Below are 21,652 nucleotides of genomic sequence, written 5' to 3'. Positions count from 1 at the left end.
ACAACATGAAGTGAGTCAGGAGGATTGTATGAGCAAAGTTATCTCAGCAGTGGAACAACTTGCAACGCCTATAGTAGAAGGGTTAAACCTTGAATTAGTCGAAGTTGAATTCGTTAAAGAGGGTCGCGATTGGTTTTTGCGCGTTTACATTGATACTCCTGAAGGAAGCATTGACATTGAACAATGTGCTCAAGTAAGTGAATTATTAAGTTTAAAATTGGATGAATCTGATCCAATTGAACAAAATTATTTCCTTGAAGTGTCATCTCCAGGAGCAGAACGACCATTAAAAAAAGAAGCTGATTTTGAAAAGGCTATCGGTCAATTCGTGCATATTAAATCATATGAAGCCATTAACGGTATGAAAGTATTTGAAGGTTATTTAAAATCTTATTCAGACGCAGGTGTAGAACTTGACGTTAAGATTAAAACAAGAAAAATTAAGGTCGTTATCGATAAAGATAAAATAGCATTAGCTCGATTAGCAATCGATTTTTCCGCAGAAAGTTAATAGTAGGAGTGAAATAGACAATGAGTAAAGAATTGGTTGGTGCGTTAAATGCACTTGAAGCAAAAGGTATCTCTCGTGATATCATTATTGAAGCAATCGAGGCGGCACTTATTAATGCATATAAAAAGAATTACAACCAAGCGCAAAACGTGCGTGTTGATTTAAACCTTGACCGCGGTACAATGCACTTGTATTCAAGAAAAGATGTAGTAGAGGTAGTAGAAGACGATCGCTTACAAATCTCTGTAGAAGATGCGCAAGTTATCAACCCTGCCTATGAGATTGGTGATATCGTGGAACAGGAAGAAACACCACGTAATTTCGGACGTATCGCTGCAACTACAGCGAAACAAATCGTTACTCAACGATTCCGTGAAGCAGAACGTGGCATTGTCTATGAAGAATATGTGGATCGCGAAGATGATATCGTAAATGGTATTGTAGAGCGTTTAGACCCACGTAATATTTACGTTGGTTTAGGTAAAGTCGAAGCGGTATTACCACAAAATGAACAAATTCAAGGCGAGTCTTATGCGCCTCACGATCGTATCAAAGTGTATATCACGAAAGTAGAACGTACTTCTCGTGGGCCACAAGTATACGTATCACGTACTCACCCAGGTTTACTTCGTCGTTTATTTGAATTAGAAGTTCCTGAAATCTTCCAAGGTACAGTAGAAATTAAATCAATAGCTCGTGAAGCTGGCGATCGCTCTAAAATTTCTGTCTTTGCACATAATGAAGAAGTGGATCCTGTAGGTTCATGCGTAGGTACTAAAGGTGCCCGTGTACAAACAATTGTTAACGAACTAAACGGTGAGAAAATCGATATCGTTGAATGGTCAGAAGATCCTGTAGTATTCGTTGCAAACGCACTAAGTCCTTCAAAAGTTCTTGATGTGCAAGTTGATGAAGAAGAAAAGTCAACTACAGTAGTTGTTCCTGACTATCAATTATCTTTAGCTATTGGTAAACGCGGTCAAAATGCGCGCCTTGCTGCTAAATTGACTGGCTGGAAGATTGATATTAAGAGTGAAACAGATGCAAGAGAATTAGGAATCTACCCAACTCAATCATCAACTGTTGTTTATGAGGAAGCTCAAGACGAAGAAGATGTAGATTATGACGTTGAGGTTGATTTATATAAAGACGACGAAGAATAAGTAATAGCATTTGGTCATATGCAAAGTCTTCTAATAGAACCATTATGGCCAATAGTTCTTACGCTAAAAGGAAGGTGTGTTCTTATGTCGATAAACAGAAAAATTCCTTTAAGAAAATGTGTAGCAACTGGTGAAATGTTTCCTAAAAAAGAAATGATCCGGGTTGTTCGTTCTAAAGAAGGCGAAGTTTCCGTTGATGTTACAGGCAAGAAATCAGGTCGCGGTGCATATGTTTCGAAATCCGAAACAGCTGTTGCAGAAGCGAAAAAGAAAAATGTACTGAAACATCAGTTAGAAGTGGAAATTCCTGAACAAGTATATGAAGACCTTTTAAAAGTCATTCGCAAGGAGACGTTAACATGACGCCACAGCAATCTATTTTAAATTTACTTGGATTGGCTGCCAGGGCTCGTAAAATCGTTTCAGGCGAAGAACAAGTTATTAAAGAAGTGCGCAATAATGGTGCGAAGCTTGTTATTTTAGCAACAGATGCATCTGCCAATACGCGCAAAAAAATGCAAGATAAATGTCATTCTTTCAACGTTGAGTTGCAGGAGTTCGGGACTAGATATGATCTCGGACATGCCACGGGGAAAGACGCACGGGTCTCATTAGCCATCGTGGATGACGGTTTTGCGAAAAAACTGTCCGAGCTTCTCAACGAAATCTAACCGGGGGTGAATACATGACAAAATTACGCGTCCATGAATATGCGAAACAAGTAAATAAGTCAAGTAAAGAAGTTATTGATCAGCTTACAAAGCTACAAATAAACGTCACAAACCATATGTCTACGTTAGAAAAAGATGCAGTTAGCAAATTAGATGGTGTATTTAAAATGAAAATTAACGCACAATCATCTCAAGGACCAAAAAAAACTGAGCACCAAAACAGAGGACAACAAGGGAATCGTCCGAACGCTAGAAAAGACGAAAAAGCACCACAAACTAGCGCTGCTCAACCAAAACAAAATACTAATCAAGGAAGTACTATGAATAACAATTCCACTTCAAAAAACAACTCAAACTCAAATTCAAACAATCGTTCTAACTCAAATTCAAGACCAAATACTAATTCAAGACCAAACACAAACACAGGTTCAAGACCAAACACAAACACAAGTTCAAGACCAAATTCGAATTCAAATACGAACACAAACTCAAGACCAAATACAGGTTCAAACAATAAACCAAATACGAATTCGAACACAAGAACTGGCTCGAATTCAAATTCAAGCCAAAACCGTAACACAAATCGCGGACCTGGTGGTCAATCCAACCAACAAGGTGGAAACCGTAACTTTAATCAAAGAAAAAAACCAGGTATTAATGGTGGGCAACGTCGTAAACAAAGACCACAACCAGTTGTACCTGCAGTGAAAAAAGAATTACCAGAAAAAATCACTTTCTTCGAATCATTATCTGTAGGCGAATTAGCGAAAAAATTAGGCCGTGAACCATCTGAAATCATCAAAAAATTATTCATGCTTGGCGTTATGGCGACAATTAACCAAGAGCTTGAACAAGATGCGATCGAACTAATCTGTGCTGATTATGGTGTGGAAGTTGAGGAAGAAATTCGTATCGACGTAACAGACCTAGAAACTTACTTTGAGGGTGACCAAGAAGAAGTAAATACAAATAACATAGCAGAACGTCCACCAGTTGTAACAATTATGGGTCACGTTGACCATGGTAAAACAACATTACTAGATTCAATTCGTAACACAAAAGTAACTGCTGGAGAAGCTGGCGGTATTACACAACATATTGGTGCTTACCAAGTAGTCGTAAACGACAAAAAAATTACATTCCTAGATACACCTGGACACGCAGCGTTCACAACAATGCGTGCGCGTGGTGCAAGAATTACTGACTTAACAATTTTAGTAGTTGCTGCTGATGATGGTGTAATGCCTCAAACAGTTGAAGCAATCAACCATGCAAAAGCTGCAGAAGTTCCAATTATTGTTGCTGTAAACAAAATGGATAAACCAACAGCTAACCCTGATCGCGTAATGCAAGAGCTTACTGAGCATGGTCTAGTACCAGAAGCTTGGGGCGGCGAAACGATCTTTGTTCCTATCTCAGCATTAAAAGGAGATGGCATTGATTCATTACTTGAAATGGTATTGTTAGTTTCAGAAGTAGGCGAATTAACAGCTGATCCAAAACGTAAAGCTATTGGTACTGTAATCGAAGCACAACTAGATAAAGGTCGCGGATCTGTTGCTACTTTATTAGTACAAAATGGTACTCTTAACATAGGAGATCCAATTGTAGTTGGCCACGCTTACGGACGTGTTCGTGCAATGGTTAATGATATTGGACGTCGCGTAAAAACTGCAGGTCCTTCTACACCAGTTGAAATTACTGGATTAAGTGAAGTTCCTCAAGCTGGCGACCGTTTTGTAGTATTCGAAGATGAAAAAACAGCTCGTCAAGTAGGGGAAGCACGTGCAACGACTGCTATTCAAGCACAACGCTCTGAAAAACAACGAGTAACTCTTGATAATTTATTTGAACAAATGAGCCAAGGCGAAATGAAAGAGTTAAACTTAATCGTTAAAGCTGACGTTCAAGGTACAGTAGAAGCAATGGCAGCTTCGTTAATGAAAATTGATGTAGAAGGTGTAAATGTGCGTATCATCCACACGGGTGCTGGTGCAATTACAGAATCTGATATTTCATTAGCAGCCGCATCAAATGCAATTGTCATTGGTTTCAACGTACGTCCAGATACTAATGCGAAACGTGCAGCTGAAGCTGAAGGAGTAGATATCCGTCTACACCGTGTTATTTATAAAGTAATTGAAGAAATCGAAGCTGCAATGAAAGGATTATTAGATCCTGAATTCCAAGAAAAAATAATTGGTTCAGCAGAAGTTCGTGAAACATTCAAAGTATCTAAAGTCGGCACAATTGCTGGTGGATATGTACTTGAAGGTAAGATTACGCGCGATAGTGGTGTTCGTGTTATCCGTGAGGGTATCGTTATTTTCGAAGGCGAATTAGACTCTTTAAAACGTTTCAAAGATGATGCAAAAGAAGTAGCTAAAGGTTATGAATGTGGATTTACAGTGAAAAACTTCAATGACATTAAAACAGAAGATGTAATTGAAGCATTCATCATGGAAGAAATTGTCCGCAAATGATTGTCTACGCAGAGTGTGAATTCTTCATCCCTGCGGCCCATTCGTTAAAAGAAAAACGTGCTGTCTTGCAAAGTATGATTACCCGTACAAAACAGCGGTACAATGTTTCCATTGCAGAAATTGATCATCAAGATGTTTGGCAAAGAGCATTGCTCGCGATTGTTACTGTTGCTTCTTCTAAGGATGCAGCAGATCGTGAGCTCACTCGTGCTCTTCAACTTCTAGAATCAAATCCCGAATGGGAACGACTAAACATACAAAGAGAGTACTTATAAAAATTGAGGTGAAACGATTATGAGTATGCGCGCGAACCGTGTTGCAGAACAAATGAAAAAGGAACTCGGCGATATTATCGTTCGTAAACTAAAAGACCCTCGCGTCGGATTTGTTACTGTAACAGATGTTGAAGTAACAGGTGACTTACAACAAGCAACAATTTATATTACTAGCTTAGGTACTGAGAGAGAGCGTCAGGACACATTAAAAGGACTTGAAAAAGCAAAAGGCTTTATTCGTTCTGAAATTGGTCAACGTATTCGTTTAAGAATTACACCAGAATTATCCTTTGAATTTGACTCATCGGCTGAATATGGTAATAAAATTGACACGCTTTTACGTCAACTACATGAATCAAAAGATCAATAATTGAAACAAGCCTGCAAACCTTATTATTTGCAGGCTTTTTCTGTCTTTAAAATAAAATTATTTATACTAAAAAGGAGTTGACACGAATGCAACATGGCATTCTTCCTCTATGGAAAGAACGGGGAATGACTTCTCACGATTGCGTATTTAAATTACGCAAAATATTGCAAACGAAAAAAGTAGGGCATACAGGTACACTTGATCCGGGTGTAGAAGGTGTTTTGCCGATTTGTATTGGCAATGCAACACGTCTAGCAGAATATCTGACAGACGCAGGTAAAACGTATGAGGCTGTTATTTCAATTGGCACATCTACTACAACTGAAGATGCTGAAGGGGAAATAGTGGCAGAAGATAGTAGTATCAAAACCATTTCTCGTGAACAATTATTACAGGTACTTGCTAACCTTACTGGAGAAATTTCACAAACACCACCGATGTATTCAGCTGTGAAAGTAAATGGACGGAAATTATATGAATACGCACGCCAAGGTCAGATTATAGAACGTCCTTCTCGTAATGTTATGATTTATAGCTTAGAACTACTAGATGATGAATTGGTCTATGAGGGAGCTACTATCACTTTCCCAGTTCGCATTGCATGTAGCAAAGGGACATATATTCGCACTTTAGCTGTACAAATAGGTGAAGAGTTAGGGTACCCTGCGCATATGGCTTCACTAGTTCGTACAGCTTCTGGAAATTTTAAGAAGGAAGATTGTGTCACAATTTCTGAATTACGTGAAATTGCTGAGGCGGAGGAATTGGATAAAGTAATAATGCCAATTGAGCAAGCATTAACTAATTATCCAACTTTCCAAATTGATGAAGAGAATCATAAGCAAATTACAAATGGACAAGTACTTCCTATGCACTCATCTCTAGAAGAACATGATAAAATAGTATTTGTAGAAAATGGGAGAGCGGTTGCTATTTATATTAAGCATCCAACAAAAGATGGGCTTATGAAGCCAGAAAAAATGTTCCCAGCTGTTGATTAGGAGGCAGTCTTTATGATGAAAGTTATTCAATTAATGTACCCTCACCAAATTAGTCATCCAGATATTGAAGGACCCTATTCGCTTGCAATCGGCTTTTTTGATGGAGTACATCGAGGTCATCAAGCGGTGATTGAGCATGCGAAAAAGCAAGCACACGAGAAAAACTTGAAAACGGCTGTTATGACGTTTGATCCTCACCCTTCGATTGTATTAGGCCAAAGTAAAGAACAAGTTTTTTATATTACACCAATAAAGCAAAAGCTAGATATCCTTGAAAGTATGGGAGTTGATACGGTATTCGTCGTACGCTTCACTTCGGATTTCGCTAAGCTTAGTCCTAGTAAATTTGTAGATGTATTTATTCGTAAATTAAATGTAAAACATGTGACAGCAGGCTTCGATTTTACATTTGGTGCATTTGGAAAAGGAACGATGGAAGAAATGAAGTCACTCAGCAATGAAGACTTCGATGTTACTATAATTAATAAGCAAGTTCAGGAAGACGAGAAAATTAGCTCGACTAGAATTCGTAAGTTGTTACAAGTGGGTGAAATGGAAGCTGTTCATATTCTTCTAGGAAGACCATACCAAATTCCAGGGATTGTCGTACATGGTGATAAACGAGGACGTCAGATTGGTTTTCCAACTGCGAATATTCAAGCGCATGAAGGTACGTTCATACCGGCTAATGGTGTTTATGCTGTAAGAATGCGAGTACAAAATGAATGGTTCGATGGTGTTTGTAACGTGGGATATAAACCAACATTCAAAAACCCAGATGAAAAAAGTTTATCAATAGAAGTACATATTATGGACTTCAACAAAAATATTTATGCTGAAGAAGTACAAATAGATTGGTATAAGCATTTAAGATCAGAACAAAAGTTTGATGGAATCGACGCGCTGAAAAGACAAATCGAAATAGATAAGGCAACTGCAATGAAATATTTACGTGAACGTTAGATAATAGTTGATTCTATTAGGCGCTTATGTTACTATTTCATAAGTGAGTTGCTCTAAATGAAGTATTTCATTTGCAACCACTGAACCATTGCTTGGCTTTCGAATCACCAACGTTTGCTCAGCATTTGGGGATATTTCAATTTAGGAGGTGAATAGGATGGCACTAACACAAGAACGCAAAAACGAAATCATTTCTGAATTCCGTGTACACGAAAGTGATACTGGTTCACCAGAAGTTCAAATCGCTATCCTTACGGAAGAGATTAACAACTTAAATGAGCACTTACGTACTCATAAAAAAGACCACCATTCTCGTCGCGGTTTATTCAAAATGGTTGGACGTCGTCGTAACTTATTAAAATATTTACGTGAAAATGACGTACCACGCTACCGTGAAATCATTACTAAACTCGGCTTACGTCGATAACATGCAATTTTGTGAAAGCGGGCTTGTCCCGCTTTTTCTTTATGCTTCAATAAACTAACCTCCTACGACAATTTGAATATAAAGAATTGAAATGTTTCGCATAAGCCTCCCTTTTTTGATAAACTAATAGTACTACATAAATACATGAATAGATGTTTTCTTTGAGAGAGGAGTTCAAATAAATGAACGAAAAAAAGGTTTATACCTATGAATGGGCCGGACGACCTTTACAAATCGAAGTAGGTCAGCTCGCAAAGCAAGCTAATGGGTCGGTATTAGTACGTTATGGAGAAACGGTTGTACTATCAAATGCAACTGCTTCAAAACACCCAAAACCATTAGACTTCTTCCCATTAACAGTTAACTATGAAGAAAAATTATATGCAGTTGGTAAGATCCCTGGTGGGTTTATCAAACGTGAAGGACGTCCTTCTGAAAAAGCGGTATTAACATCTCGCTTAATCGACCGTCCAATCCGTCCATTATTCCCTGATGGCTTCCGTAATGAAGTACAAGTAATCTCTATGGTTATGTCAGCAGATCAAGATTGCCCTTCAGAAATGGCAGCTATGCTCGGATCATCACTTGCTTTGATGGTTTCTGATATTCCATTTGACGGACCAATCGCAGGTGTCCAAGTTGGGCTTGTTGACGGTGAATTCATCGTAAACCCAACAGTTGCACAATGGGAAAATTCAACAATTAATTTAATTGTTGCTGGTACAAAAGATGCGATTAACATGGTTGAAGCAGGTGCTTTAGAAGTTCCTGAAGAAAAAATGTTAGAAGCTATTATGTTTGGACATGAAGAAATCAAAAAAATAATTGCTTTCCAAGAAACAATTGCTGCTGAAGTCGGCAAAGAAAAAATGGAAGTAATATTACACGGAATAAATGAAGAATTATACGCTGAAATCAATGCGGAATTCGGAACTAAAATGGTTGCTGCTATCCAAACTTATGAAAAGCATGCTCGTGAAGAAGCAATTAATGCTGTAAAAGCTGAAGTTGTTGCAAAATACGAAGAAGCTGAAGCGGATGAAGCAACTTTAAAACAAGTTGGCGAAATTCTAGATAAAATGGTGAAAGAAGAAGTTCGCCGTTTAATCACAGAAGATAAAATTCGTCCTGATGGTCGTAAATTAGATGAAATTCGTCCATTATCTTCAGAAGTAAGTTTACTTCCAAGAGCACATGGATCTGGCTTGTTTACACGTGGACAAACTCAAGCACTTTCAGTTTGTACTTTAGGAGCACTAGGTGATGTTCAAATTATCGATGGTTTAGGTGTTGAAGAGTCTAAACGCTTTATGCATCATTATAACTTCCCTCAATTCTCAGTAGGAGAAACTGGACCTATTCGTGGACCAGGCCGTCGTGAAATCGGCCATGGTGCGTTAGGTGAACGTGCTTTAGAAGCAGTTATTCCAAACGAAAAAGACTTCCCTTACACAATCCGTTGCGTATCAGAAGTATTAGAATCTAATGGATCTACTTCACAAGCAAGTATTTGTGCTTCAACTTTAGCGATGATGGATGCAGGTGTTCCTCTTAAAGCACCAGTTGCAGGTATTGCAATGGGTCTTATTAAAAAAGATGAACATTATTCAATCTTAACTGATATTCAAGGAATGGAAGATCACCTGGGTGATATGGACTTCAAAGTAGCGGGTACTGCAAAAGGTGTTACTGCACTTCAAATGGATATTAAAATTGATGGATTATCAAATCAAATTTTAGAAGAAGCTTTAACTCAAGCGAAAATTGGTCGTATGCATATACTAGAGTCTATGCTTGCAACTATGCCAGAAAGACGTGATCATCTTTCTAAATATGCTCCGAAAATTATCATGGTTAAAATTAACCCAGATAAAATTCGTGATGTTATCGGACCTGGCGGTAAACAAATCAATAAAATCATCGAAGAAACTGGCGTGAAAATTGATACTGAACAAGACGGTACAATTTACATCTCTTCTGTTGATGAAGCAATGAACGCACGTGCAAAAGAAATCATTGAAAATATCGTACGTGAAGCAGTTGTAGGCGAATATTACATGGGTAAAGTAAAACGTATCGAAAAATTCGGTGCATTTGTTCAAATCTTCCCAGGTAAAGACGGTTTACTACACATTTCTGAAATTCAAGAAGAGCGCACTAAAGCCGTAGAAGATGTTCTAAAACTAGAAGATGAACTACTTGTAAAAGTCATCGAAATCGACAACCAAGGTCGCGTAAACCTTTCTCGTAAAGTAGTATTAAAAGAAGAAAAAGAACGCGAAGAGCAAAAGTAAACTGAGGTTTACGATATAGGGTATTACAAGTCGATACTCCTCGCGTACAACTTAAGTTACTAAACATCATAATGTTTAAATTATTGAGGTCGTCCGTTTACAGCAAAACGGCGACCTCTTTTGCTTGTATTATAAGGAGGAAACTATTTGGTTACAAAACATATTTGTGCTAATGGAGTACGCATCGTTGCGGAAGATATACCGCATGTACGTTCAGTAGCAATGGGTATTTGGGTAAATGTTGGATCACGATATGAACAACCGCATGAAAATGGAATGACACATTTCATTGAGCATATGTTATTTAAAGGAACAGCTAAACGTTCTGCAAAAGAAATAGCTGAAGAATTTGATCGTATTGGTGGGCAACTAAATGCCTTCACATCAAAAGAAAATACATGTTACTATGCAGTTGTTCTTGATCATCATGCAGAAAAAGCAATTGAAATGCTGTCTGATATGTTCTTTCATTCCAAATTTAGTCCTGATGATATTGAAAAGGAAAGACAAGTGATATTAGAAGAAATTGCAATGACTGAAGATGCACCTGATGATGATGTAGATGAAAGGTTATGGCAGGCAATGTTCCCAAATAGTGCATTAGGTTCGCCTATACTAGGAACAACAGAAACTTTACAAACGTTTAATCGTGAAAATCTTCTGGCATATATGCACAAGCATTATCGTCCCGAACAAGTAGTAATTTCAATTGCGGGTCATTTGACACCAAAGTTAATTCAAACGATTGAGAAATTATTCAATCAATTCCCAACAACAACATCATATAAGCCTACAATTTTTACTTCACCAACATTTGTTCCAGCGAAAATCGAAAAGACGAGTCAAGTAGAACAGTCACATTTGGCATTAGGCTATCCGGGGTTAAGTATGCAAGCACCTAATCTATTAAGCTTAGTTGTATTAAATAGTGTACTGGGAGATTCTATGTCTTCTCGTTTATTTCAAGAAGTAAGAGAGGAAAAAGCACTTGCTTATTCCGTCTACTCCTATTATTCTGCGTATCAAGATGCTGGTGCATTTGTGATTTATGCTGGAACTTCACCACATCAACTACCTTTGTTGCAGCAAACAATTACTCGTTCTATCGACACGATATGCCTAGAAGGTATTACTGAAAAAGAATTATTATTTGCTAAAGAACAACTTGAAAGTAATCTGCTACTCGGATTAGAAACAGCATATGATTTTATGAGTCGCAATGCTAAAAATGAACTTGTATTTGGTTATGATCGCACGATTGAAAAAGCACTAGCTGAATTACAACAAGTAACGGTACAATCAGTAAATCAAATTATTGAAGACCATTTAAAACAACCATTTGCAAGCTCCATCATTACACCAGCTAAGGGAAGCAACTAATGCCCTTAGCTTTTTCTTTTGATCTTTTTTCCTTTGATGCAAAAAATCACTAAAAACCAGGAAAAAGCATATACATAATATACATGCGAAAAGGAGGGGAAGCATGCTCTTATCAGAGTTAGCTGAGAAAGAATTAATTCAAATGAATGATGGTATACGTTTTGGTATTTTGGCTGAGACAGAGTGTTTACTTGACCCAAAAACAGGTCAAATTTTTGGTTTTGAAATGATTCATAAAGGGCATCGAATTCCATTTAAAGCAAAATCACCGAAAATGCAGGAATATATCCCGTGGGATGAAATAGTTCTCATCGGAGAAGATCGAATTCTATTTAATCAAGTAAAGCCAATGAATTCGGGGTTAACAGAATGACGGATGAAAGATGGCTACTCATAGGAACGGACGCACGTTTTAAAAAGCTTGCCGTACAACTTTCAAAGCCTCATCGAACTGTTGTGTACAAATATACAGATGAGTGGAATGAAGAGCTCGTAATGTTGAGCAAAAAGCTTCAACCGAATCGCATTGTTTTACCTATTCACCCACCTAAATGGTCAGCAGATATGAATAGTTTTCTAAGTGTGGCAGAGAATGCAAAGTTGTTTGTTGGAAGAACGACACCAGACTTTAAACAACAGTTGTCTACTTCACAAACTGTTAACTACCTAGAAGATGAACAATTTATATGGCAAAATGCAAAGCTCACCGCTGAAGGTATGCTCAGATCATTCTACGATCATGAACAAAGATCAATGAATGGGCAACACCTAATAATTACAGGATTTGGAAGAGTTGCAAAGATGACTGCTGCATTATGTAGAGACCTAGGTGCTTCAATTCATGTTATGGCACGCTCTGCAACTCAAATATATGAGGCGGAAGCTTTTGGCTATAAAGCTTCTGTTTTGGCACCTGAGGCATTGGAAGGTAAATCAGATTACGTCATTAACACAATTCCCGTAAAATGGCTTACAGTAGCCTTTAGTGAGAAGTTACAATCATCTACTACAGTGTTTGATTTAGCATCAGCTCCAGGATGTCTGGCGTTTGAAGAACAACCCGATTTTGACTATATTCAATTACCAGCATTGCCCGGGAAATTTTTCCCCATAGATGCTGCAGATTTACTAATTCAAACGATAGAACTGCATAATGCAAAGTATAAGGAGGAACATCATGCTTGATGGAAAGCGCATCGGCTTTGGCATAACTGCATCACATTGTACGTATGAAGAAGTTGTACCGAAAATCAAATTTCTTAAAGATGAAGGCGCGACAGTTGTGCCCATTATTACTCACTCAGTATTGCATGCAGCAACCAGATTTGGTACAGGAGAAGAGTGGATTGCAAAAATAGAGGAAGTTGCAGGTCATGAAGTGATTAAGACAATGGCTGAGGCAGAGCCGCTTGGACCGAGAAATCCCCTAGATTGTATGGTGATTGCACCGATGACTGGGAACTCATTAAGTAAATTTGCAAATGCTGCAACGGAATCGCCAGTTTTAATGGCAGCAAAGGCGACACTACGTAACGGCAGTCCAGTTGTCATCGGTGTTTCTACCAATGATGCCTTAGGATTAAATGGTATGAATCTCATGAAACTTTTAAATACAAAGAACATTTTCTTTATACCATTTGGCCAAGATGATCCATATAAAAAGCCAAATTCGTTAATTTCTGATTTTACAAAAATAAATGAAACGATTAAAAATGCGTTAGAAAAGAAACAATTACAACCATTATTGATTCAATATACTAAATAATTTAATTTTTATACACAATTATGAAAAATTATGATACAATAGCGCCAATATCAATGATGAGTTGAGGAGAGATGTATGATGACTAAGCAATATACAGTAGCTGTCGTAGGAGCTACAGGAGCAGTAGGGACGAAAATGATGGAGCAGCTTGCTAAGCGTAAGTTTCCGATTGGTAAGATTAAATTACTAGCTTCCAAAAAATCTGCTGGAAAAGATATTACATTTAATGGTCAGTCATACACGATTGAGGAAGCAACACCTGAAGCATTTGAAGGTGTAGATATTGCGCTATTCAGTGCAGGTGGTGCTGTATCAAAAGTGTTAGCACCAGAAGCTGCAAGACGTGGTGCTGTTGCAATTGATAACACAAGCGCTTTTCGAATGGATCCAGAAGTACCGCTTGTTGTACCTGAAGTAAACCCTGGTGATTTAGCTAAACACAAAGGGATTATTGCTAATCCAAACTGTTCAACAATTCAAATGGTCGCAGCATTAGAACCAATAAAAAAAGCATTTGGCTTATCAAATGTAATCGTATCTACATATCAAGCAGTATCTGGTTCAGGTATAAATGCCATTGAAGAGCTTAAAATACAAAGTGGTGAGTGGGAAAAAGGTAAAGACGTGGAAGCGAATGTATTACCAGTTAAAAGCGATAAAAAACATTATCCAATTGCTAGAAATGTTATTCCTCAAATTGATGTCTTCACTGAAAATGGCTTCACATATGAAGAGATGAAAATGATAAATGAAACGAAGAAAATTATGCATATGCCAGAGCTTCCAGTCGCAGCAACTTGTGTTCGTGTTCCAGTTGTATCAGGACACTCTGAATCTGTTTATATTGAAGTAGAAAAAGATAATGTGTCAGTAGAAGATGTAAAGAAGGTGCTTGAAAATGCTTCTGGCATCAAACTAGTTGACGATATTACAGCGCAAGGTTATCCAATGCCAATCTATGCAGAAGGCGAAGATGAAGTATTTGTAGGCCGTATTCGCAAAGATTTAGCGAAGGATAATGGCTTCCATTTATGGATTGTTGCTGACAACCTATTAAAGGGTGCGGCACTTAATTCTATCCAAATCGCAGAAGCTTTGATTGATGAAGGTATAATCTAAGGGGGCGTCACGTATGAACATAGGGAATGTAGCAACAGCGTTGATTACTCCATTTCACGAAGATGGCTCTATCCATTATGAAATGGTGGCAAAGGTAGTAGAACATCTAATCGCAACAGGTACTGATTCAATTGTTGTTTGTGGTACAACTGGCGAATCACCAACATTAACACACGAAGAGAAAATGCATCTTATCCAATTTGTTGTCGAAACTGTACGTAAACGAGTGCCAGTAATTGCTGGTACAGGAAGTAATAATACGGCTGAATCGATTCGAGCGACAAAAGAAGCTGAAGAAGCAGGTGTTGATGGCGTTATGCTGGTGACACCATATTATAATAAGCCTAGCCAACGTGGTATGTATGCACACTTTGCCGCAATTGCTAAAGAAACAACGTTACCGATTATGCTTTACAATATACCAGGACGTTCAATAGTAAATCTATTACCTGAAACGATCCTAGAATTAAGTAAAATACCAAACATCCATATTGTGAAAGAAGCAAGTGGTAGTCTTGATCAAATGACAGAAATTCTATCTGGTGCACCTAAGGGATTCAAAGTATACTCGGGTGATGATGGTTTAACTTTACCACTTTTAGCAGTTGGAGGTTCAGGTATCATTTCTGTAGCAGCACATGTTGTTGGCGAAGATATGCAGAAAATGATCAAAGCTTTTAAAGAGGGGCGCCATGGAGACGCAGCGTTTATACATCAAGCATTACTACCTTTAATTCGTGCCTTGTTTGCAACTCCGAATCCTACTGCCGTTAAATATGCTCTTAGTAAATTGAATATTTCATCTGAAACGGTTAGGTTGCCATTAGTGGAATTGACTGAACAAGAAAAAGCACATTTTGATATAGTTTGGGAACATTATTTAGCGAAACAAAAACAGTTCCAATAAAAAAATGGAATGGGTGATAAAACCCATTCTTTTTTTGTTTGTGAAAACGGTCTACTACCGATATAATAAAAACAAGTGGATGCTGTTCGGGATTATTTTTAGGAGGAAAACAAGTGGTTAAAACAAAAAATGAAGTAATACGAGTAATACCTCTAGGTGGGGTTAGTGAAATCGGCAAAGCAATGTATGTCGTTGAAATTGATGACGAGCTATTTGTAGTCGATAGTGGATTAATGTTCCCAGAGGATGAGATGCTAGGAATTGATTTTGTTATTCCAGACATTTCATATTTAGAAGAAAACAAAACAAGAGTAAAAGGAATCTTCTTGACACATGGTCATGAAGATGCAATTGGCTCAATTGCGTACTTATTACAAAAAGTCAATGCACCAGTTTATGGTTCAAAACTTACAATTGCTTTAGCAAAAGAACATTTAAAAGAATTGCCCGCTCCACAACAAGTGAAGTTCTTTGAAGTGACAAGCAAAAGTCGTATGAATTTCCAAACGACGTATGTGACATTTTTCCATACAACGCACAGTATTCCAGATTCACTTGGCGTTGCGTTCCATACATCTGAAGGTGCAATCGTACACACTGGCGAATTTAAATTTGACCAATCAGCACAAGGAAAGTACAAGCCCGATATCGCTAAAATGGCTGGTCTTGGTGAAGAGGGTGTATTCATCTTAATGTCTGATTCAACAGAAGCAGAACGCCCAGGATATACAATCTCAGAATCAATTATCCGTGAAAGATTATCGAAAACATTCCATCGTGCAGAAGGAAGAATCCTTGTAGCACTTTATGCATCAAACTTCATCCGTATTCAACAAGTATTTGACCAAGCGGCAGCATCAAATCGTAAAATTGCTGTTGTAGGACGTAGCCTAGAAAATGTGTTTGAAGTAGGTATGCGTTTAGGCTATCTTTCTGTTGATCCAGAAAGAATTATTCCAGTAAGTAAAATCAATGATTACCCTGAAAATGAAATTGTTGCAATTGTAACAGGTAATCAAGGAGAGCCTTTAGAAGGTCTTGAGAAAATCATTCGTAAGCATCACCGTGATATTCGTATTAAACCTACTGATACTGTATTAATTACATTCACACCTTCTCCAGGTATGGAAGTACAAATTGCTGAAACAATGAATAGCCTAGCCAAAGCAGGCGCTAAAGTAATGTCTGCTGATAAAAAGGTACATGTATCTGGTCATGGTTCGCAAGAAGACCTTAAATTAATGCTTAACCTTATGAAACCAAAGTACTTTATTCCTATTCAAGGGGAATATCGTATGTTAATAGCGCACTCTAAACTTGCGCAAGAAACAGGTTTATCGAAAGCGCAAATTTTCATCGCTGATAAAGGTGATATTGTAGAATATAAAAACGGTAAAATGCGTATGAGTGGCCGTGTAACTGCTGGTAATGTTTTAATAGATGGTATTGGCGTTGGTGATGTAGGTAACATCGTTCTACGTGATCGTAAATTATTAAGTCAAGATGGTATCTTTATCGTTGTTGTTACTATTGACCGTCAACATAAGAAAATCGCTTCCGGTCCAGAAATTTTATCTAGAGGATTCGTATATGTTCGTGAGTCAGAAGAACTAATGGAAGAGTCTGCAGCACTAGTAAAGAATGTTGTCGAAAAGTATGTGAATAAAGGTACGTATGAATGGACAAACATTAAACAAGAAATCCGTGACACGCTAAATTCTTACTTATTCCAAAAAACGAAGCGCCGCCCAATGATCATCCCGATTATTATGGAATATTAATGCGTAGCGGATACAAAGGATTTCCTAGCCGATTTGTGGTGGGAAATCCTTTTTTCCTTTAAAAGAGAAAGGCAGGTAAGAAAATTGGCTACAAAAAAGAAAAAAGAGACAAAACCTAAAAAGCCAGAACAAAAATTAACGATGCATCCTCTTATGTATGAAATCATTGGCCTCCTATTGGTAGGGATTGCTATCATTACATTCTTTGAATATGGCTTAGTTGGACGATTCTTTCAAACAGCTGCTTTGTTTTTATTTGGTAATTGGTCAATTGCTGTATCATTCATGCTTATTCTTAGTGCCCTTATTTTAATGATTCGTAGAACCATCCCGAATATGAAGAACAGAACAATTCTAGGTTGTGCATTTATACTAGGGAGCCTAACTTTATTTAGTCATATTGCACTGTTTGAGCAATTACTAAATGGAAATGGAATTGGAAGTAATTCGGTGTTGAAAGAAACATGGCGAATACTCATAACGAGCGGTGGTATAGAAGAACGTAGTCAATCACTTGGTGGTGGGATGGTCGGCGCTTTATTATTTGCATGTTTCTTTATTTTATTTGACTCTGCAGGAGCGTCTATTGCTAGTTGGTTAATGCTATTTATTGGGATGATTTTATTAACTGGTAAGGCATTAGTTCCATACTTATTGCAAAAGACGCCTGAATGGCAAACGAAATGGAGAGAACGTCGTACACAAGCGAAAAGAGCGAAGCAAGCCAGAAGAACTCCACAAAGTCAAGAGGCGCCAAAAGCTTCATCACGTCGCGCTCGTAAATCTGTAAAAGATGAAGCGCCGCAACAAGTTGAAGAAAATCTTGAAGCTGCCACAGAAGTAGAGCTTCCTGTCCATAAGGAACCTATTATTTCAGCTTTTACACAACGTATTGTAGAACCTGAAGTAATACCACAGGATATAGAACCAGAAGAAGAAATAGAGATTCAACCAATGGCGGGTGATGAGGTTATTGAAAATGTCAATTACCAATTACCGGCAATGTCTTTATTAAAAGCACCACCACATGTTGATCAAAGTGGAGAATTCACATTGATTCAAGCAAATGCACGAAAGCTTGAACAAACTTTTCAATCGTTTGGTGTGAAAGCAACTGTGACAGAAGTCCATTTAGGGCCAGCTGTTACAGAGTATGAAGTACTGCCAGATAAAGGGGTTAAAGTAAGCAAAATTGTCGGTTTGCAAGACGATTTAGCATTAGCATTAGCAGCTGAAGATATACGTATCGAAGCACCTATTCCGGGTAAATCAGCTGTCGGTATCGAAGTACCAAACAAAGAAGTGGCAATTGTTAGTTTGCGTGAAGTGTTAGAGGCAAAAGAAAATAATCAACCAAATGCCAAACTACTAATTGGATTAGGTAGAGATATTACAGGTGAAGCGAAGTTGGCCCAGTTAAATAAAATGCCACATTTATTGGTAGCTGGTTCTACAGGTAGCGGTAAGAGTGTTTGTATTAATGGCATCATAGTAAGTATATTAATGCGTGCAAAACCTCATGAAGTGAAACTCATGATGATTGATCCGAAAATGGTTGAGCTAAATGTTTATAATGGCATTCCGCATCTGTTAGCACCAGTTGTTACGGATGCACGTAAAGCTTCTCAAGCTTTGAAAAAAGTTGTATCTGAAATGGAGCGCCGTTATGACCTGTTTTCACATACAGGAACACGTAATATTGAAGGCTACAATGGACATGTTGATGCGTTTAATGCTGAAAATGATGAGAAGCATCCTAAATTACCATTTATTGTCGTTATTGTTGATGAACTAGCGGATTTAATGATGGTTGCCTCAAGTGATGTAGAAGACTCCATTACTAGACTTGCCCAAATGGCACGAGCGGCAGGTATTCATTTAATTATCGCTACCCAAAGACCGAGTGTCGATGTCATTACGGGTGTCATAAAAGCAAATATTCCATCTCGAATTGCTTTTGCAGTATCTTCTTCAATTGATTCTCGTACTATCTTAGACATGGGTGGAGCGGAACGTCTTCTCGGAAGAGGGGATATGCTATTTTTACCAGCTGGACAATCGAAACCTGTTCGAGTCCAAGGGGCTTTTCTGTCAGATAATGAAGTACAGGATGTTGTTGATTTTGTTATTAGTCAACAAAAGGCACAATACCAAGAAGAGATGATACCGACAGAAGAGGATGACTTAAAGAACTTAGATGACACAGATGATTTGTATGAAGAGGCAGTACAATTAGTAATGGATCAAGAAACGGCATCGGTATCATATTTGCAAAGAAAGTTAAAAGTGGGGTATGCTAGAGCGGCTCGTATAATGGATCAGATGGAAGAAAGAGGAGTTGTAGGACCTGCTGAAAAAAGCAAGCCACGTCAAGTCCTTATCGGAAAATAATGATGGAAAAATTTTCTTTATCAAAAAAATACTAAAATAACTACAGATGAAAAAAAAAAAAACTGTTTTAGCACAGTTTTTAAAAAAACCTATTTATTTACCTAAATAATAATGGTATAGTAACGAATTAGTAGGAATGTTTTACGTCAGATGTCTGATCTCTCTAGGTGGTGGTATGTATGACGATTAAAACAGATAGTCGGCATTTGTATCTCCAAGTAATCGATCGTTTGAAAGAAGATATTGAAAAAGGAGTTTTTAAAGAAAAAGAAAAACTCCCATCTGAATTCGAATTATCCAAAAAACTTGGAGTCAGTCGTGCCACTCTACGTGAGGCACTTAGACTGTTGGAAGAAGAAAACATCATTGTTCGCCGACATGGAGTGGGAACATTTGTGAATCCAAAACCTGTGTTTACATCAGGAATTGAACATTTATCAAGTATCTCCTCTATGATCCTAAATGCTGGAATGGAACCCGGAACAAACTATTTAAGTTCATTCGGGTTGCCAGCTTCTGAGGATGATGTAAAACGCTTTCATTGCGAAGAAGATGAAACTATCATATCAATTGAAAGAGTTCGTACTGCGAACGGAGAGCCCGTGGTTTATTGTGTGGACCAAGTACCTTCAAAGTATTTGCCTAATGATTTTTCAAATCGTAAAGATTCTTCAATCTTTTCTGCGATAGAGGAATCTGGTGATATTCATGTCGCGTATGCAATCACATTTATCGATCCGGTTGGTTATCATAACCAAGCATCTCCAATTTTAGAGTGTGAGCCTGAAACAGCTCTCCTCGTCTTAAAACAGCTCCACTACGATGATAACGATCGAGTGGTGTTATATTCAAAAAACTATTTTAGAGCTGATAAATTTAGCTTCCATGTAGTTCGAAAACGTGTGTAAAACTGTATGCATTCCTGCTAACATCAAACACTTTTGGGGGGACTCCAATTGAAAAAACGTAAATTTGGCTTAGCACTTTCAGTAGTATTAGCTGCGGGTACTTTATTAGGTGCTTGTGGATCTAAAGATGACACTTCTAAAGGTGACAAAGAAGACAACTTCTCACTTGCTATGGTTACTGACCTTGGTGGTGTGGATGACAAATCATTCAACCAATCAGCTTGGGAAGGGATCCAAAAATTCGGTAAAGACAATGGTATGAAAAAAGGCGATGGTGGCTATGACTACTTGCAATCTGCGTCTTCTTCTGAGTACAACACGAACTTAACGAATATGAATCGTCGTAACTTTGATCTTATCTTCGGTGTTGGTTACTTAATGGCTGATGCTGTAAAAGAAGTTGCTGACCAAAAACCTGATACAAACTTCTCAATTATTGATGCTACAGTTGATGCTCCAAACGTAGCTTCTATCTTGTTTAAAGAGCAAGAAGGTGCTTTCCTTGCAGGTGTAGCTGCAGCTAGTGCTACAAAATCAAACAAAATCGGTTTTGTAGGTGGTATTGATATTCCTGTAATTAACCGCTTCCATGCTGGATTCGTTGAAGGTGTAAAAGCAGTAAATCCAGATATTAAAGTTGATGTTCAATATACAGGTGCTTTTGATAAAGCAGAACTTGGAAAAACAACTGCTAATCGTATGTTTACTACAGGCGTAGATGTAATTTTCCACGCTGCTGGTGCAACAGGTAATGGTGTATTTACTGAAGCAAAAGAACGTAAAGCTAAAGACCCAAATGCAAATGTATGGGTAATCGGCGTAGATGCTGACCAATATAAAGAAGGTCAAGTTAACGATAAAACTAACGTTACTTTAACTTCTGTTATGAAACGTGTAGATGTTGCGGTACAAGACGTTGCGAAACAAGCTAAAGAAGGTAAATTCCCAGGTGGAGAAACTTTAGTATATGGTTTATCAGACAATGGTATGGCATTAGCAGATTCACACGGTGCTATTTCAGATGAAACTATGAAAAAAATCGATGATTTTGCTAAACAAATCGCTGACGGTACAATTAAAGTTCCAGAAAAAGTAGAAAAAAAGAAATAATTTAATTTAAGTCATCATCATAAAGGCTAGTTAACTATTAGTCTTTATGATGATTTTTATCTGCATAAATTAATAGATAAAAGGTTTTGAATTTTTGAAATTTCAAAATCTTTCCTGTATTAATTTTTTTAAC

The 21,652-nt window shown here is 37.7% G+C and carries 21 protein-coding genes; all 21 read left to right on the top strand.

What is annotated here, in order from left to right:
* The first annotated feature begins 28 nt into the window (after positions 1 to 28).
* The 21 genes from rimP (at position 29) to MKY02_RS16305 (ending at position 21,519) form a co-directional block, all read left to right on the top strand.
* Positions 29 to 511 (top strand): ribosome maturation factor RimP, encoded by a 483-nt coding sequence (gene rimP / locus MKY02_RS16405; protein WP_038184215.1) that lies wholly within the window; start codon positions 29 to 31, stop codon positions 509 to 511.
* A 20-nt stretch (positions 512 to 531) separates the two neighbouring features.
* Positions 532 to 1,674 (top strand): transcription termination factor NusA, encoded by a 1,143-nt coding sequence (gene nusA / locus MKY02_RS16400; protein ID WP_038184218.1) that lies wholly within the window; start codon positions 532 to 534, stop codon positions 1,672 to 1,674.
* 84 nt (positions 1,675 to 1,758) lie between these two features.
* Positions 1,759 to 2,037 (top strand): RNase P modulator RnpM, encoded by a 279-nt coding sequence (gene rnpM / locus MKY02_RS16395; protein ID WP_038184222.1) that lies wholly within the window; start codon positions 1,759 to 1,761, stop codon positions 2,035 to 2,037.
* Complete coding sequence (locus MKY02_RS16390) at positions 2,034 to 2,345, top strand: YlxQ family RNA-binding protein (RefSeq protein WP_038184225.1); 312 nt, start codon at positions 2,034 to 2,036, stop codon at positions 2,343 to 2,345. The genes rnpM and MKY02_RS16390 overlap by 4 nt, the downstream gene beginning before the upstream one ends.
* Before the next feature lie 14 nt (positions 2,346 to 2,359).
* Positions 2,360 to 4,828, top strand: coding sequence for a translation initiation factor IF-2 (gene infB, locus MKY02_RS16385; protein WP_038184228.1), 2,469 nt, complete (start codon positions 2,360 to 2,362; stop codon positions 4,826 to 4,828).
* Positions 4,825 to 5,103 (top strand): DUF503 domain-containing protein, encoded by a 279-nt coding sequence (locus tag MKY02_RS16380; RefSeq protein WP_038184231.1) that lies wholly within the window; start codon positions 4,825 to 4,827, stop codon positions 5,101 to 5,103. Before infB ends, MKY02_RS16380 begins: the two co-directional genes overlap by 4 nt.
* 19 nt (positions 5,104 to 5,122) lie before the next feature.
* Positions 5,123 to 5,473 carry a 30S ribosome-binding factor RbfA gene (gene rbfA / locus MKY02_RS16375; protein WP_038184234.1) on the top strand — a complete coding sequence of 117 codons (351 nt, stop codon included), beginning with the start codon at positions 5,123 to 5,125 and terminating at the stop codon, positions 5,471 to 5,473.
* A gap of 86 nt (positions 5,474 to 5,559) precedes the next feature.
* Entirely contained in the window at positions 5,560 to 6,474 is a 915-nt protein-coding gene (gene truB / locus MKY02_RS16370) for a tRNA pseudouridine(55) synthase TruB (RefSeq protein WP_076034001.1), read from the top strand.
* A gap of 15 nt (positions 6,475 to 6,489) precedes the next feature.
* A complete protein-coding gene (gene ribF / locus MKY02_RS16365) occupies positions 6,490 to 7,437 on the top strand; it encodes a riboflavin biosynthesis protein RibF (RefSeq protein ID WP_076065504.1) in 948 nt (315 codons plus the stop codon).
* 157 nt (positions 7,438 to 7,594) lie between these two features.
* Positions 7,595 to 7,864: a 30S ribosomal protein S15 gene (rpsO, locus tag MKY02_RS16360; protein WP_038184240.1), complete on the top strand. Its 270-nt coding sequence runs from the start codon at positions 7,595 to 7,597 to the stop codon at positions 7,862 to 7,864.
* Positions 7,865 to 8,046: 182 nt separating this feature from the next.
* On the top strand, positions 8,047 to 10,158 hold the full coding sequence (gene pnp, locus MKY02_RS16355; protein WP_038184243.1) for a polyribonucleotide nucleotidyltransferase: 2,112 nt from the start codon (positions 8,047 to 8,049) through the stop codon (positions 10,156 to 10,158).
* Between the two features lie 147 nt (positions 10,159 to 10,305).
* Positions 10,306 to 11,538 carry a M16 family metallopeptidase gene (locus MKY02_RS16350; protein WP_038184246.1) on the top strand — a complete coding sequence of 411 codons (1,233 nt, stop codon included), beginning with the start codon at positions 10,306 to 10,308 and terminating at the stop codon, positions 11,536 to 11,538.
* A gap of 103 nt (positions 11,539 to 11,641) precedes the next feature.
* Positions 11,642 to 11,911 (top strand): YlmC/YmxH family sporulation protein, encoded by a 270-nt coding sequence (locus MKY02_RS16345; protein ID WP_038184249.1) that lies wholly within the window; start codon positions 11,642 to 11,644, stop codon positions 11,909 to 11,911.
* Positions 11,908 to 12,723, top strand: coding sequence for an NAD(P)-dependent oxidoreductase (locus MKY02_RS16340; protein ID WP_038184252.1), 816 nt, complete (start codon positions 11,908 to 11,910; stop codon positions 12,721 to 12,723). The genes MKY02_RS16345 and MKY02_RS16340 overlap by 4 nt, the downstream gene beginning before the upstream one ends.
* On the top strand, positions 12,716 to 13,303 hold the full coding sequence (locus MKY02_RS16335; RefSeq protein WP_038184255.1) for a dipicolinate synthase subunit B: 588 nt from the start codon (positions 12,716 to 12,718) through the stop codon (positions 13,301 to 13,303). Before MKY02_RS16340 ends, MKY02_RS16335 begins: the two co-directional genes overlap by 8 nt.
* A 78-nt stretch (positions 13,304 to 13,381) precedes the next feature.
* Positions 13,382 to 14,422: an aspartate-semialdehyde dehydrogenase gene (locus MKY02_RS16330; protein WP_076034000.1), complete on the top strand. Its 1,041-nt coding sequence runs from the start codon at positions 13,382 to 13,384 to the stop codon at positions 14,420 to 14,422.
* 13 nt (positions 14,423 to 14,435) lie between these two features.
* Complete coding sequence (gene dapA / locus MKY02_RS16325; protein ID WP_076033999.1) at positions 14,436 to 15,329, top strand: 4-hydroxy-tetrahydrodipicolinate synthase; 894 nt, start codon at positions 14,436 to 14,438, stop codon at positions 15,327 to 15,329.
* Positions 15,330 to 15,442: 113 nt separating this feature from the next.
* Positions 15,443 to 17,110 (top strand): ribonuclease J, encoded by a 1,668-nt coding sequence (locus MKY02_RS16320; RefSeq protein ID WP_038184264.1) that lies wholly within the window; start codon positions 15,443 to 15,445, stop codon positions 17,108 to 17,110.
* A 141-nt stretch (positions 17,111 to 17,251) separates the two neighbouring features.
* Entirely contained in the window at positions 17,252 to 19,501 is a 2,250-nt protein-coding gene (locus tag MKY02_RS16315) for an FtsK/SpoIIIE family DNA translocase (RefSeq protein WP_081730079.1), read from the top strand.
* Between the two features lie 179 nt (positions 19,502 to 19,680).
* On the top strand, positions 19,681 to 20,409 hold the full coding sequence (locus tag MKY02_RS16310) for a GntR family transcriptional regulator (protein WP_038184268.1): 729 nt from the start codon (positions 19,681 to 19,683) through the stop codon (positions 20,407 to 20,409).
* A 48-nt stretch (positions 20,410 to 20,457) separates the two neighbouring features.
* Positions 20,458 to 21,519, top strand: coding sequence for a BMP family lipoprotein (locus tag MKY02_RS16305; protein WP_038184271.1), 1,062 nt, complete (start codon positions 20,458 to 20,460; stop codon positions 21,517 to 21,519).
* Positions 21,520 to 21,652: the final 133 nt, after the last annotated feature.

Source organism: Viridibacillus sp. FSL R5-0888 (assembly GCF_038009105.1).
Lineage (GTDB): Bacteria > Bacillota > Bacilli > Bacillales_A > Planococcaceae > Viridibacillus > Viridibacillus arenosi.
Note: the sequence above shows the minus strand (reverse complement) of the source record. Positions and strands in the feature narration are given on the sequence as shown.